The following is a 13,313-nucleotide window of genomic DNA, read 5'->3' on the forward strand; positions in this document are numbered from 1 at the left end:
TGAGGTGAAATAAGCAATGAATACAATGAATAAAACAAAGACCGTATCTCCATATTTTGCATTTATTTTATTGCATTCTCTCCAGGTTGGTATAGGAATTCTCGGATATCAACGTGTAATTTTGAAAAATGCAGGTTATGATGCTTGGATTTCTCTTATTATTACAGGTATTGCAACTCATATTGTACTGTTTTGTATGTTAAAAATGCTTGAAAAAGACGGAGATTTAATTAGTATTCATACAACAACCTTTGGAAAATGGGTTGGCTCTATATTTTCTGTAATTTTCACTCTTTATTGCTTATTATTTTGCCTTACTGTTCTTCGTACATATATAGAAGTGATACAAGTTTGGATTTTCCCTACCATTAAGTTATGGAAACTTACGCTTATGTTTTTATTAGTCACTTACTACATTATAAAAGGTGGCTTCCGTTCTGTGACAGGGATATGTTTTTGGGGTATTGTTCTTCCTATGTTCGTTGTATTCTTTTTAGTCTATCCGATGAAGTATGCACATTTTCGTAATATTTTACCTATTTTTACACATTCACCTTTTGACATGCTTATATCTGCAAAACACTCTGCATTGGAATTTCTAGGGTTTGAAACAATTCTTATCTTTTATCCCTTTATTGAAAAAGGAAAATCTTTAAAGCGATGGGCCCATGCTGGAATTGCTTTTAGCACCTTAATTTATGTAGTTTTAGCTATCGTATCTTTTATGTATTACAGCGAGGGACAATTAAACCGTACTATTTGGCCTACTTTAACGATGTTAAAAATAATTAAAGTTCCTTTTATTCAGCGCTTTGAATATATTATTATTTTCGTTTGGTTTTTAATTATTTTACCAAACCTTTGCTTAACCATTTGGTCATCATGTCAAACGATGAAGCGTTCCTTTCATATTTCATTTAAATTTACATTACCGTTTTTTATTTTCATCATATTTTCAGCTTCTCTACTTTTCACAAACCGTGAAAGTATCAACACATTAAATACCGTACTATCTCAAGCGGGTTTATATATTGTATACGCTTATATCCCAATTTTATTTCTATTCCATTCGCTAAGATGGCGCTTCAAAAATCAGTCAAAAAAATCTTCAACCGATACACCGTAATCTCTGATACAATTTGATTAATACATTTGTAAAGGGGACAAGCGAATGAAAAAGTATGTATTTTCTTTACTTGCAGTACTAAGCTTAATTCTTGCTGGATGCGGAAGTACTGGTACAAATGACCAAAAATCTTCTGAATCAAAACAAGAAGAACATGACCACGCATCGCACACTCAGCAAGCTGACATTCAAGAGAAAACAAAAGGAGTCGACACACTTCCAACCTTCCTAGATAAGCTTGATCCACAAATGAAAGATATCTACACCGTCGCTGGACAAAATGCAGAGCTATTAGATTGGATTCCATGCTATTGTGGTTGCGGTGAAAGTGTAGGACATAAAAATAATAAAAACTGCTTTATTCGTGAAATTAAAAAGAATGGTGAAGTTGTTTGGGACTCCCATGCAACGACTTGCGTCAATTGCCTAGAAATTGCAGTTGAATCTGCTTCCATGAAACAAAAAGGAAAATCAACGCTTGAAATTCGTAACTATATCGATAATAAATACAAAGAAGGCTATGGCAAACCAACACCTACGCCAATGCCAAAAGCTTAAAAAACGAGGGAATTCCTCGTTTTTTCTTTTCATTCTCATTTTTTCTTAACAAATTCTTTCAAGTGTATTTCTCCTTACTTATCACACACTATATATAACTCTCGGTAAGGAGGGTACACAGTGCAAACATATAACGACTATGATAAAGCTCTCTATTACACGTATTGCTGTAATTGGGATAAATTACTCGTTCTCATGGTTCAAACGAACGATCAATTATTTTCTAAGCGTATTGAGCATTTTTTACACGCTTATCAATACAGCAAGGAACTGCCAGAAGTTGATAAACAATTGCAGCTCCTATTTCAATATATTGACCACGCATCCCAAAAGTCGCATGTAGAAGAAGTAGAACAAATTCAAATGTAAACTATAGCGCTATTCTCTTCCGGAGAATGGCGCTTTTTTTAAATTTTTATATCAATAAAAGTTTCTCCTCATAAAACTTTTATTGATAAACATATTTTTTCTTTCTTTTCCATACCACTTCATACTATAATTTAGTATGTAACTATTATAAGAGAGGTATAAAATATGGGACGAGAAAAAAAGCAAGAATATGCTTTACTTACCGCATGGGGAGCTTCTTTTATCGCTACACTGGGAAGTCTTTATTTTTCCGAAATCATGAAATTTGAGCCTTGTGTACTTTGTTGGTATCAACGTATTTTTATGTATCCATTCGTTTTATGGCTCGGTATCGCTGTAGCAAAAAAAGATTATCGCATCGCAAGTTATTCTTTACCAATTGCAAGTATTGGTGCTTGTATTTCTTTATATCACTATGCAATTCAAAAAGTCCCAGCGTTTTCAGCTGCTGGAGCAGCTTGCGGTCGTGTACCCTGCACCGGAGAATTTATAAACTGGTTTGGTTTTATTACAATCCCGTTTTTAGCACTTATCGGCTTTATTACAATCGCTGTTTGTAGCTTTATTGTCATCAAAAACAAATAAGGAGATGAAAGAATGAAAAAAATGCTTATATTTGGTGGTATTATTATCGCCTTGTTCGTAGCAATTTTCGCTGTCACACAAATGGAAGAAAAAAATGCTACTAGCCAAAAGATTGATAATCCTACTGAAAGTAAGACAAACGGTCCTGACTACTACACAAATAAAATCTCTCTTTCAGATCTTCAAAAGAACTTAAAAGAGAAAAAAGAAGAAACAGTATACTTTTATCAAACATCTTGCGTTCATTGCCAAAAATTATCTCCTGTCCTAGTGCCAATGGCTAAAGACTTAAACGTTGATATGAAAGTTATGGATATTGAAAAATTAGATGCTCCTTGGGATGAATATAAAATTCAAGGAACACCAACAATCATTCATTTTAAAGATGGCAAAGAAGTGAGCCGTATTAGCGGTGAACAGCCGAAAGATAAATTAAAAGAATGGCTTGAGCAAACGAAAAAGTAACTAGAAAAGGAAACTCCTTCTACACATGAAATGGGTGTAAAATCCCACACTAATGTATAAGGAGGGGGTTTTATGCCAGAAGTAAGATGTTCTGTTTCCAACTGTTCTTTTTGGGGACAAGGTAACTTTTGTCAAGCAAGTGCGATCATCGTTCAGCCTGATGCAGATGAAACTGGTCAAACTGAAAATGATTCATATACAGCTGCTGTTTTAACAAACGAGACGCTAGAAAGTCCTGTAGCAACGAGTGTAGAAACTTGTTGTCATACATTTAAGCCTAAATATTAAACAAAAAAAGCATGCGATTAATCGTATGCTTTTTACATTCCCCTCCAAAAATCATGCATAATAAAAAAGTACAAAATAACGAGAACGGCCGTCCCGCATAAGGTAATGCGCCGATATATACTCTTCTCTCCTTCCCTCGCTTTCACAAACGCCCAAATAAATCCGAAGAACAATATTAAATCAACATATGGAACATAAAAAGAAAAGACGAGAAACGCATATAAATACACGATAAATAAACAGGTCGTTACTAAGAAAACTTTAAACGCAAATTCACTTTTCATAATATAACCGCCCCCTATCTGTACTGTATTATATTCAGCAAAATATAATAGTTGCAGTTAAACTCCAAGTATAAATAAGCTACCGTCTATAAAACGGTAGCCATTACGGAACATTGTATTTCCGTTTATATATATTACTTAAAATTGAAGAAGGAATTTGCTCGTAACGAATTTTCTCTCCTGTTTCATCTATAATATACAAATTGTTTCCTATATAATATATTCCATCTTTTCGTTTTGAGTACACTGGATATCTTTCATTTGGCAATACCGTTTTCACTTTTGTTAACTGTCCATTTGGTTCTTGCCAATATATATCCGCGCGGTCTACTAGCGTAAGTACTCCAATTTGTTCTTCTTCTATTTTCCGACTATTCCAGCTCACAACGCGATAACCAAGCTTATTCGCTTCATATTCGGGGCTCGTATGAAAACGAGAAATGATTACTTTTGTTTGTAATTGTACTCTGTCATATAACCATTGTATATCCCTGTCATGCATGCGAATACAACCATTTGATTCCCTACTTCCAATCGTCCATTCCCGATTTGTCCCGTGAATCGCATATTCATTCTTATCTAGTCCAAGCCACCTCGTACCGAGAGGATTATTCGGTGCACCCCCAGGTATTTTTTTTCGATGGTATTCTTTATTTTTAAATTTAGTTATAATACAAAAGTTACCTTCAGGCGTAGGTGTACGATCTCTTCCAGTCGTTACTGGAAATGTTTTTGTATAATTTCCATTCTCAAAAAAAGACAACTGATTTGTCGTAAGATTCACTAATATTAAATGATCTGTATTAGCAAAAGCACTAACCGGTAGGATGAAAAATAATAGTATGACGAAACATAACTTTTTCAGCTATATCCCCCCTAGCGCTCACTATAATAAGTGGAATTAACATTACTTTGCTCTTATAAATGAAAACTATCCATTTACAATAACGCCCCCATTTACATGTATCATTTGTCCAGTAACATAAGATGAATCGCCAGACGCTAAGTATACGTATGCCGGCGCTAATTCATATGGTTGACCAGGTCTTTGCATAGGGACATTGCTCCCAAACTGAGAGACTTTCTTCTCATCAAAGCTCGATGGAATAAGTGGTGTCCAAATCGGTCCTGGTGCAACACCATTTACACGAATCCCTTTTTGCACTAACGATTGTGAAAGTGATCTTGTAAAAGCTACGATTGCTCCTTTCGTTGCGGAATAATCAATTAAAGTTTCATTTCCTTCGTATGCAACGATAGACGCGGTATTTATAATGACATCCCCTTGCTTTAAATGAGAAAGTGCGGCTTTCGCAACGTGAAAATAAGAAAAAATATTAATACGAAAAGTCTTTTCTAGCTGTTCTGCTGTAATATACTCTAGTCCTTGCTGCGGATATTGCTGCGCGACATTATTTACTAAAACCTGTAAACTACCTAGCTGCTGGACGGTCTCTTGAACAACATCTTTACAATGCTGTTCATCACTTAAATCACCCGGCAACAATACACACTTTACACCTTCTTTCTCAACATATTGCTTCGTCTCATTAGCATCTTCTTCCTCATCTAAATAAGCAATCGCAACATTTGCTCCCTCTTTTGCAAAAGCGATGGAAACTGCGCGTCCAATTCCGCTATCTCCTCCCGTAATTAACACATTCTTTCCTTTTAACTTTTCACTTCCTTTATAATTTGGATCTTCAAACTGCGGAAGTGGATTCATTAATGATTCAATCCCCGGCTGTTTATTTTGATGTTGCGCTGGCATTGTTACAAAGTTTTTTTGCTGTGGCATAGACTACTTTCAACTCCTTTTTCTTAGCATGTGCACAATAAAAAGCTGAAATTCACACATTGGTTTACGATTAATATTCGAATTTAAGACACAAAATATGAATTGTTATAAACTTTTTATGCAAAACTATTGCAAAATAGTTAAAAAACGAATATTATATATAACTGTTGTGAAAATTATTCGTAAACAGAAAGGATGTTTATATGTTTAACCTTTCAAAACATAAAACTTCTATTAAAACTGAAATTATGGCAGGTATTATTACCTTCTTAACAATGGCATATATCATTGTCGTAAACCCTGTTATCCTTGGAGATGCAGGTGTTCCATTTGAACAAGCATTTACAGCAACAATTATTGCTGCTGTTGTCGGAACATTATTTATGGCAATCTTTACAAACTTACCAATCGCAATCGCGCCAGGTATGGGATTAAATGCTTACTTCTCTTACTCTGTTGTAAAAGCACATGAAGGCATGACTTTCGCAATTGCATTCTCTGCTGTATTCGTAGCAGGTATGATTTTAATTTTGCTATCATTTACATCTTTCCGTACAAAATTAATGGAAGCAATTCCTGAAAACTTAAAACATGCAATTACTGCTGGTATCGGTCTTTTCATCGCCTTTATCGGTTTACGTTTAACAGGTATCGTTACAAAAAATGATGCAAACTTAGTTGGACTTGGTGATCTTCACTCTGCTCCAGTTCTACTGGCACTAGCTGGACTTGGAATTACTATTGTTCTTATGTCTTTAAATGTAAATGGCGCACTATTTATCGGTATGCTCTTAACTGGTATTATCGCTTTCTTCACAGGACAGTTAACATTCTCAAACGGTGTTACATCAATGCCTGGATTACCAGAAGGAATTATCGTTTCAAATCCAATTACTGCTGTATCTGACGTAATTAACTACGGATTATATGGCGTTGTATTCTCATTCTTCCTTGTTACACTATTCGATACAACAGGTACATTACTTGGCGTTGCACAACAAGGTGGATTTATGAAAGACGGAAAGCTTCCAAAAGCAGGACGAGCTCTTCTATCTGACTCATTCTCAGCAACTATTGGTTCTATGTTCGGAACAACACCATCAACAGCTTACATTGAATCATCTGCTGGTGTTGCAGCTGGTGGTCGTACTGGTTTAACAACTGTTACAGTAGCTGTTCTATTCGCACTAACAGCATTCTTCGGCCCATTAGTAAGTGCTGTTTCTGGTGTATCAGCTATTACTGCACCATCATTAATTATCGTTGGTAGTCTTATGATGGGTTCAGTTCGCCACATCGATTGGGACGCATTTGATGAAGCATTCCCAGCATTTTTAGTAATCTTAAGCATGCCACTTACATCAAGTATCGCAACAGGTATCGCACTTGGATTTATTTCATACCCACTTATGAAAGTAGCAAAAGGTAAATTCCGTGCTGTTCACCCACTTGTATATGTATTTGGAATTTTGTTTGCTTATCAATTGATATTCTTACCACATTAAAATCCCTCTTCCTGAGGGATTTTTTTATAAATACTGTTTGACAACAACATTTGTTTGTGGAATAATTCAAAATAGTTAAATATTCGATGTCTTATCAAGAGCAGGTGGAGGGATGAGCCCTACGAAGCCCGGCAACCGACCCATTTACGGGCACGGTGCTAATTCTTACAACACATTGTGTTGAAAGATAAGAGTAATATGATAAGGCGTCTTTTCTATATGAAAAGGCGTTTTTTATTTTCACTCCCTCCTCTCTCTTCTTAGTTTAGGAGGGATTTTTTTATGAAAAAATTATGTTCCATCGTACTTATTTTTCTCTTATTTACATTAGCGGCTTGTACAAATGAACAAGATGCTATCTCTTCACAAAAGCAACAAACTGTGAGAAAGGCGACTACAACGGTAGAAAATCAATTACATACAGAAATTCCAAGCCAAATGAAGAAGCCATTAAAAATCGCATTAATTATGCAAATGTCCATCGGAACTTTTTCCTCTCAATATATTGAGGGTGTCAAAAAACAAGTTGAGCTATTTGGCGGCAGTGTACAAGTCTACAATTCTGATAACGATTTAGCAAAAATGGCTGCAAATTTAGATACTGCTATTAATTCAAAAGTGGATGGTATTTTAATTGATCATGGCCGTTCTGAAGCACTAAAACCTGGAGTAGAAAAAGCGTTACAGGCGAACATTCCCGTAGTTGCGTTCGATAACGATCTACGCTTGCCAGGTGTGACAATTATTGATCAAGATGACTATAGTCTTGCATGGAAATCATTAAAAACGTTAGCGGAAGATTTGAATGGACAAGGAAATATCGCAGTTGTATGGGTCGGCGGATTTGCTCCAATGGAACGTCGCAATGTTATCATTGATGCTTTTTATAAACGGTATCCAAATATAAAAGAAGTTGCAAGATTCGGTACTGCTAGTAATAACACACCGCTCGATACACAAACACAAGTAGAAGCTTTACTAAAGAAATATCCGAAAAAAGGCGATTTACAAGCTATTTTCGCTTCGTGGGATGAGTTTGCTAAAGGGGCTGTTAAAGCACTTGAACAAGCTGGTCGTACAGATATAAAAGTATATGGCATTGACTTAAGTAATGAGGATTTACAACTCATGCAAAAAGAAAACTCACCTTGGACTGCTACAGCTGCAACTGATCCAGCTGAAGTAGGTAAGGTTCAAGTACGATTTTTATACAAAAAAATTGCTGGTGAACAAACGCCAGATATTTATTCACTAGAACCTTATTTAGTAAAGAAAAATAGTTTACCAAAAGAAAATATAACAATGGATCAGTTATCAAAATATATAAACGGTTGGGGAGACTCAAAAGATGCATATTCCCCTTGGATGAAAAAATTAGAGAAGGAGAAAAAATGATGACGTTCTCTCTTCAAAACATTACACATTCTTATCATGTCGCTACACCTGTTCTAGAAGATGTTTCTATTCATATTCAAAAAGGAAAAGTACACGCTTTACTAGGCATGAACGGTGCGGGAAAAAGTACTTTACTAAAAATAGCAACTGGTGAAATTCAACCAGTTGTTGGCGATATAAAAATTGATACTCAGTCTGTTTCCTTTACTTCACCGCGCGATGCAAAAAAGCATGGCATTTCTTTCGTAACACAAGAAGTAGATCACGGACTTATTCCCGGATTATCTGTATTAGAAAATGTACTAATCGATCATTTAGCAATGCAAAATAAAGTACTATTTTCAAAGTCCAAATTAATCGCACTTGCTAAACAACATTTGCAAACTGTACAGGTAAATTTAAATGTTTCGGAAGATGTTTCAAACTGTTCATTACATGAAAAACAATTACTTCTTATCGCAAGAGCTTTATCTAACAATACAAATTACCTTTTATTAGATGAACCTACTTCTTCTCTTGGACCAAAAGAAGTTGAAACCTTTGGGAAACTATTAAAAGATTTAACATCAAAAGGAATTGGCATCCTTTTAGTTTCTCATCGTTTATCAGAGATTCGAAATTTCGCGGATGATGTAACTGTATTACATAACGGTCAAGTTGCCCTTTCTGAAACCATTACAACGATTACAGATCAACAAATTGTGGAAGCAATGACTGGAAAACAACTTACACTTCCTATTAATACCGCACCAAAAACCGGGAGCGAGGAACTATTTAAAGTACAAGAGCTTCTATTACACGAAGGTCATTCTCCCCTTTCTCTTACAATACGAAAAGGAGAAACTGTTGTGATATACGGATTAATTGGAAGTGGAAAAACAACACTTGCTGAAACGTTATTTGGTGCTCTTCATACTTATCACGCAGAAATAGACGGTCAAAAACTAACGATTAAAACACCACGAGATGCGATTAAAGCGAAAATCGCACTTGTACCAGAAGAAAGAAGAAAACAAGGCGTATTTCTTTCGGAAGATATTATAAGTCACACAAATTTACATCAATCAGGTTGGAAACGAAAACAAACCGAATTAAATGATGCTACTACAGCAATTTCTTCTTTCGGTATTTCACCAAATGACCCAAAGGCACATATTCATTCACTTAGCGGTGGAAACCAACAAAAAGTCTCAATTGCAAAGTGGAGTGGATTCAAACCTAATCTATTTCTTTTAGACGAGCCAACTAAAGGTGTAGACATCGCTGCGAAACAAGACATTTTTCAATTCATTCGCAACATTACAGAAAACGGAAGTTCCGTAATTTATTTCACAGGAGAACAAGATGAAGCGTTGCATATTGCTGATCGCATTCTTATACTGGCAAACGGAGAATTTGTAGGTGAATACTTACCAAGCGAACTATCTCCTGAACAGCTTTTACATTTATCTGAAGGGAGCTATTCCATTGAATCTCGTTCATAAAACGAAAACTAAGAAACTATATTTACCTACTCATCTTTTTTATCAATTTAGTACAATTGCTATTATTATAGGTGTTACAATTTTTTTCTCTATCGTCAATGATTCTTTTTTAACATATAACAATATTAGTGATATTTTACGTTCTATCTCCATCGTAACGTTACTTGCAATCGGCGTTACCTTTACATTGATTGTAGATGGATTTGATTTATCAGTGGGCTCTACCGCTAGTTTAGCAACAATTGCAGCTGCTTCTTGTCTCGTTTTATATCGACAAGAACTATTAGTTACACTCCTTGTTCCTATTCTTTGCGGATTATTAGTTGGATTATTAAATGCACTACTCGTTATCCGAATTAAACTACCCGATTTACTAGCTACATTAAGTATCATGTATATCGTTAATGGACTACACTTAACATTTTCAAAAGGATCCTCAATTTATGAAGGAATGTCCGGTGCAACAGGACATTTTATTCCATCCTTTTTATTTATCGGTCAAGGTTCCGTCTTAGGAATTCCAGTCCCTGTCATTATCATGCTTACTGTCGTTTTAATTGCACATCTATTTTTAGAAAAAACAACGTACGGTCGTTTCTTTTATATGACTGGTGGGAATCGAGAAGCTGCTAGATTAGCCGGTATTCCTACTGATCGTTACCGTGTATATGCTTATATGATTAGTGGTTTACTAGCTTCTATTGGCGGCATTATTCTATGCAGCCGCGTTGGAACAGGACAAGTTTCAGCTGGTGCTCCATTATTAATGGATGCAGTCGCAGCTGCCTATATCGGTTACGCAATGTTCGGTGCCAAGAAACCAAATATAGTCGGAACATTCCTCGGCTCGGTATTAATTGGAATTATATTAAATGGACTCACAATGATGAACGTCCCTTATTATGCACAAGATATCATTAAAGGCAGCATTTTAATTACAGCTTTAGCCTTTTCATTTATTAAAAAGAAGCGTAAATAAAAAGTAGAGCATCGAATTCGATGCTCTACTTTCCCTTTGCAACAATCACACGAACTACTTTCAAAACAAGAAGTAAAAGACCGTTCACTATCGCTGCAACCCCTAAAGAGACCGATATCATCAGCTCTCCCATTCCATTATTCAATACAAACATAGCAGAAGAAATGAAAGCCAAAATAAACAATACTAACGTTGGTATATATTTAATAACAGGCTTCTTATATGACTTTTGTGAAAGAAGAAACGTAATTACCAACGTCATAATGAAAACAAAATATACTACAAATAAGAAAATCACACGAAAGCCTCCACGATTACTAAACTATGAAAAAGATAACAGCAGTTAAAAATTATTAATATTTCTCATTCATCTGTAATTCTTTACTATACTTTTGAATGAAAACTGACGAAACAACCATTACCATTCCTACACTAAATCCAATAAGCTGATCCAGTAGCATCTCATCATGTATGAGCCAGCGAAGTAGAAATACCCCTCCAAAAATAAGCATAGCAGTAAATCCGGTATGCCTAAGTCCTTTATATACATTTTCCATATGTATCACCTCTTCGCACAATATCATCCATATTATACCATACAACCATCAAGTAACCGTATCGTCCTCTGACAATATGCAGCTACCTTTTGATCATGTGTAACAACTAGCACTGTTTTTCCTTCTTTATTAATCTCTTGTAAAATACTCATAATTTTTTCCCCATTTTCTTGATCGAGAGCACCAGTCGGTTCATCAGCAAGTATAATTTTTGTATCTTGTGCTAAAGCCCTTGCTATTGCTGTTCTTTGCTGTTCTCCTCCTGATAACTCGTAAGGATATTTGTTAATATGCCTCTCAAGCCCTACCATTTTCAGCATTTCTTTTGATATTTGCATACGTTTCTTATGAGAAATTCTTCTATATATAAGTGGCAGCATTACATTTTCAATAATCGTATAATCATCGAGTAGCGAAAAGTTCTGAAACACAAATCCAACTTCCGTGTTTCTATACTTATGATAGTTTTGCTTTAATGTACTCGTATCCATTCCATCTAAAAAATACTTTCCAGCAGAGGGGCTATCGATTAAGCCAATAATGTTAAGGAGAGTAGACTTCCCCGAACCAGAGGGGCCCATAATGGCTATCATTTCGCCTTTTTCTATTGTAAGATTAATATCTTTTAAAGCACTAAAATTATTCTTTCCAAAGCCCTTAGCCACATTTGCGAGCTGAATCATCTATAACACCTCTTTCATATATGTATTTTTTATTTTTAGTACATTGAAATAAATGATTGCATATATAACGAGGATCATTACAAGTGATAAAGCACCTATAACAACCAATGATTCTATAGAGACTTTTAACGTTCCAAAGAAAGATACTATACTATTTTCTAGCCCTTTCTGAATTTCAATTACTCCGCTATTCTCCCATTGAAAATACATTATTCCTATACATATCGCTAAAACGAATAGCAACATATACTCAATAATAAATGGAAGACATATTTGAAAAGTGCTTGCACCTAACGCTGATTTAATAGAAATATTTTTACGCTCCATATAAAGTGCTGCCATTGATGTCAATACAATAGATAGAAATGAAAAAAATAAGACTGTACCGCTTAATAATAAGGGGTATGACATATTATCAATACCTTGTTTTTCATTTTCTAACAATTTATTCGGATTTGTAACATAATACGAATAACCCTTACCTTCCGTTACCTTTAATACTTTCTTTTGAAATTCATTTATATTTATCTGCTCCTTTGTTTCTATAATTAACCCATTGTATAAAAGTTCTACACTATAGAACTCTATTTCTTCTGTTCCAATTGGTAAAATCGCCATGTCATCTAATAATGTAATACGATTATCCGATATTTCACCACTTCGAGGATATGTAAATGGTGAATTTTTTTCTAAAAAGCCAATTACTTTTAGCTTCATTTTTCCAGATGGTATAACATCACCAATAGATACCTTTTCTATATAATTAGCCCCTAATATAACAGGTCTAATATCAAATACTGATTTATGAAATTCCGATTCCTCAAAATATCTTCCTTGTGAAATTCGTATATGAAAGTACTTATTAATATCTTTATCAACAATAAGAGTCTTTATCGTTCCATTTTCTTTTTTTAAACTAAGTGAATAGTTACGGAACAAATAATTTGTTTTATTTGTTATTGGTATCGTATTAGATAACCCTTGCATGAAATGTTGATAATCACTTTTTGCTTTTTCTTCGCTAAACAATGTTATATCTTGCGTCGCATAAAGTTCATAGAAATTTTTATGAGTCGATAAATTATTTGCTACCGTCATCATTTTTCGATATCCCGAAAGATTACTAACAAATTCTATTGCTGAAGAAAATGCAATAATTAAAGAAATTACTATAATCAAACTTGGTAACAACCGTTTTTTCACAGACCGTATAGAATCAAATATAAAAAACATGAAG

Annotated in this window: 17 protein-coding genes and 1 riboswitch; of the genes, 10 read left to right on the forward strand and 7 right to left on the reverse strand. The window is 34.8% G+C overall.

The window, feature by feature from the left end:
• Window positions 1-16 precede the first annotated feature (16 nt).
• From AC1Q8L_RS08260 to AC1Q8L_RS08285, 6 genes are all read left to right on the forward strand, one after another.
• On the forward strand, window positions 17-1,126 hold the full coding sequence (locus AC1Q8L_RS08260) for a GerAB/ArcD/ProY family transporter (protein WP_001095046.1): 1,110 nt from the start codon (window positions 17-19) through the stop codon (window positions 1,124-1,126).
• A 45-nt stretch (window positions 1,127-1,171) separates the two neighbouring features.
• A complete protein-coding gene (locus tag AC1Q8L_RS08265) occupies window positions 1,172-1,684 on the forward strand; it encodes a PCYCGC domain-containing protein (RefSeq protein ID WP_000761029.1) in 513 nt (170 codons plus the stop codon).
• Window positions 1,685-1,804: 120 nt separating this feature from the next.
• Window positions 1,805-2,053 (forward strand): YhdB family protein, encoded by a 249-nt coding sequence (locus AC1Q8L_RS08270; protein WP_001195459.1) that lies wholly within the window; start codon window positions 1,805-1,807, stop codon window positions 2,051-2,053.
• A gap of 165 nt (window positions 2,054-2,218) precedes the next feature.
• Window positions 2,219-2,638 (forward strand): disulfide formation protein C, encoded by a 420-nt coding sequence (locus AC1Q8L_RS08275; protein ID WP_000532264.1) that lies wholly within the window; start codon window positions 2,219-2,221, stop codon window positions 2,636-2,638.
• Window positions 2,639-2,650: 12 nt separating this feature from the next.
• Window positions 2,651-3,103 carry a thioredoxin family protein gene (locus tag AC1Q8L_RS08280; protein WP_000738450.1) on the forward strand — a complete coding sequence of 151 codons (453 nt, stop codon included), beginning with the start codon at window positions 2,651-2,653 and terminating at the stop codon, window positions 3,101-3,103.
• Window positions 3,104-3,175: 72 nt separating this feature from the next.
• Complete coding sequence (locus tag AC1Q8L_RS08285; protein ID WP_001115480.1) at window positions 3,176-3,391, forward strand: DUF1540 domain-containing protein; 216 nt, start codon at window positions 3,176-3,178, stop codon at window positions 3,389-3,391.
• A gap of 32 nt (window positions 3,392-3,423) precedes the next feature.
• Here AC1Q8L_RS08285 and AC1Q8L_RS08290 read toward each other — a convergent pair whose 3' ends face one another.
• The 3 genes from AC1Q8L_RS08290 to AC1Q8L_RS08300 form a co-directional block, all read right to left on the reverse strand.
• Complete coding sequence (locus AC1Q8L_RS08290; RefSeq protein WP_000834195.1) at window positions 3,424-3,675, reverse strand: hypothetical protein; 252 nt, start codon at window positions 3,673-3,675, stop codon at window positions 3,424-3,426.
• A gap of 103 nt (window positions 3,676-3,778) precedes the next feature.
• Complete coding sequence (locus AC1Q8L_RS08295) at window positions 3,779-4,540, reverse strand: L,D-transpeptidase (RefSeq protein ID WP_025118307.1); 762 nt, start codon at window positions 4,538-4,540, stop codon at window positions 3,779-3,781.
• 66 nt (window positions 4,541-4,606) lie between these two features.
• On the reverse strand, window positions 4,607-5,473 hold the full coding sequence (locus AC1Q8L_RS08300) for an SDR family oxidoreductase (protein WP_001136286.1): 867 nt from the start codon (window positions 5,471-5,473) through the stop codon (window positions 4,607-4,609).
• Between the two features lie 203 nt (window positions 5,474-5,676).
• Between AC1Q8L_RS08300 and AC1Q8L_RS08305 the strand changes: the two genes are divergently transcribed.
• The 4 genes from AC1Q8L_RS08305 (at window position 5,677) to AC1Q8L_RS08320 (ending at window position 10,836) form a co-directional block, all read left to right on the forward strand.
• Window positions 5,677-6,978 (forward strand): NCS2 family permease, encoded by a 1,302-nt coding sequence (locus AC1Q8L_RS08305; RefSeq protein WP_000482717.1) that lies wholly within the window; start codon window positions 5,677-5,679, stop codon window positions 6,976-6,978.
• Window positions 6,979-7,066: 88 nt separating this feature from the next.
• A riboswitch (SAM riboswitch) is annotated at window positions 7,067-7,172 on the forward strand.
• Between the two features lie 88 nt (window positions 7,173-7,260).
• Window positions 7,261-8,373, forward strand: coding sequence for a sugar ABC transporter substrate-binding protein (locus tag AC1Q8L_RS08310; protein WP_000732062.1), 1,113 nt, complete (start codon window positions 7,261-7,263; stop codon window positions 8,371-8,373).
• Window positions 8,370-9,857 carry a sugar ABC transporter ATP-binding protein gene (locus AC1Q8L_RS08315; protein WP_002093884.1) on the forward strand — a complete coding sequence of 496 codons (1,488 nt, stop codon included), beginning with the start codon at window positions 8,370-8,372 and terminating at the stop codon, window positions 9,855-9,857. Before AC1Q8L_RS08310 ends, AC1Q8L_RS08315 begins: the two co-directional genes overlap by 4 nt.
• Window positions 9,841-10,836, forward strand: a complete 996-nt coding sequence (locus AC1Q8L_RS08320; RefSeq protein WP_001054980.1) for an ABC transporter permease — start codon at window positions 9,841-9,843, stop codon at window positions 10,834-10,836. Before AC1Q8L_RS08315 ends, AC1Q8L_RS08320 begins: the two co-directional genes overlap by 17 nt.
• Before the next feature lie 25 nt (window positions 10,837-10,861).
• Here the strand turns inward: AC1Q8L_RS08320 and AC1Q8L_RS08325 are convergent, their stop codons facing one another.
• From AC1Q8L_RS08325 to AC1Q8L_RS08340, 4 genes are read right to left on the reverse strand one after another with little or no spacing between them, the layout of a single operon-like run.
• Window positions 10,862-11,134 (reverse strand): hypothetical protein, encoded by a 273-nt coding sequence (locus tag AC1Q8L_RS08325; protein WP_000576483.1) that lies wholly within the window; start codon window positions 11,132-11,134, stop codon window positions 10,862-10,864.
• A gap of 55 nt (window positions 11,135-11,189) precedes the next feature.
• Window positions 11,190-11,393 (reverse strand): hypothetical protein, encoded by a 204-nt coding sequence (locus AC1Q8L_RS08330; protein WP_000432814.1) that lies wholly within the window; start codon window positions 11,391-11,393, stop codon window positions 11,190-11,192.
• A gap of 32 nt (window positions 11,394-11,425) precedes the next feature.
• The gene (locus AC1Q8L_RS08335) at window positions 11,426-12,076 is read right to left on the reverse strand and encodes an ABC transporter ATP-binding protein (RefSeq protein WP_000615279.1); all 651 of its coding nucleotides are present in this window, start codon (window positions 12,074-12,076) and stop codon (window positions 11,426-11,428) included.
• On the reverse strand, window positions 12,077-13,309 hold the full coding sequence (locus tag AC1Q8L_RS08340; RefSeq protein ID WP_000465078.1) for an ABC transporter permease: 1,233 nt from the start codon (window positions 13,307-13,309) through the stop codon (window positions 12,077-12,079).
• Between the last annotated feature and the right edge of the window lie 4 nt (window positions 13,310-13,313).

It is taken from the genome of Bacillus sp. GW823-FHT06A11, from assembly GCF_058795355.1.

Coding starts and splice junctions, on each gene's coding strand:
- AC1Q8L_RS08310 (WP_000732062.1), top strand. CDS start 7,261: ATGAAAAAATTATGTTCCATCGTACTTATTTTTCTCTTATTTACATTA.
- AC1Q8L_RS08330 (WP_000432814.1), bottom strand. CDS start 11,393: ATGGAAAATGTATATAAAGGACTTAGGCATACCGGATTTACTGCTATG.
- AC1Q8L_RS08275 (WP_000532264.1), top strand. CDS start 2,219: ATGGGACGAGAAAAAAAGCAAGAATATGCTTTACTTACCGCATGGGGA.
- AC1Q8L_RS08285 (WP_001115480.1), top strand. CDS start 3,176: ATGCCAGAAGTAAGATGTTCTGTTTCCAACTGTTCTTTTTGGGGACAA.
- AC1Q8L_RS08305 (WP_000482717.1), top strand. CDS start 5,677: ATGTTTAACCTTTCAAAACATAAAACTTCTATTAAAACTGAAATTATG.
- AC1Q8L_RS08290 (WP_000834195.1), bottom strand. CDS start 3,675: ATGAAAAGTGAATTTGCGTTTAAAGTTTTCTTAGTAACGACCTGTTTA.
- AC1Q8L_RS08315 (WP_002093884.1), top strand. CDS start 8,370: ATGATGACGTTCTCTCTTCAAAACATTACACATTCTTATCATGTCGCT.
- AC1Q8L_RS08280 (WP_000738450.1), top strand. CDS start 2,651: ATGAAAAAAATGCTTATATTTGGTGGTATTATTATCGCCTTGTTCGTA.
- AC1Q8L_RS08265 (WP_000761029.1), top strand. CDS start 1,172: ATGAAAAAGTATGTATTTTCTTTACTTGCAGTACTAAGCTTAATTCTT.
- AC1Q8L_RS08300 (WP_001136286.1), bottom strand. CDS start 5,473: ATGCCACAGCAAAAAAACTTTGTAACAATGCCAGCGCAACATCAAAAT.
- AC1Q8L_RS08260 (WP_001095046.1), top strand. CDS start 17: ATGAATACAATGAATAAAACAAAGACCGTATCTCCATATTTTGCATTT.
- AC1Q8L_RS08340 (WP_000465078.1), bottom strand. CDS start 13,309: ATGTTTTTTATATTTGATTCTATACGGTCTGTGAAAAAACGGTTGTTA.
- AC1Q8L_RS08335 (WP_000615279.1), bottom strand. CDS start 12,076: ATGATTCAGCTCGCAAATGTGGCTAAGGGCTTTGGAAAGAATAATTTT.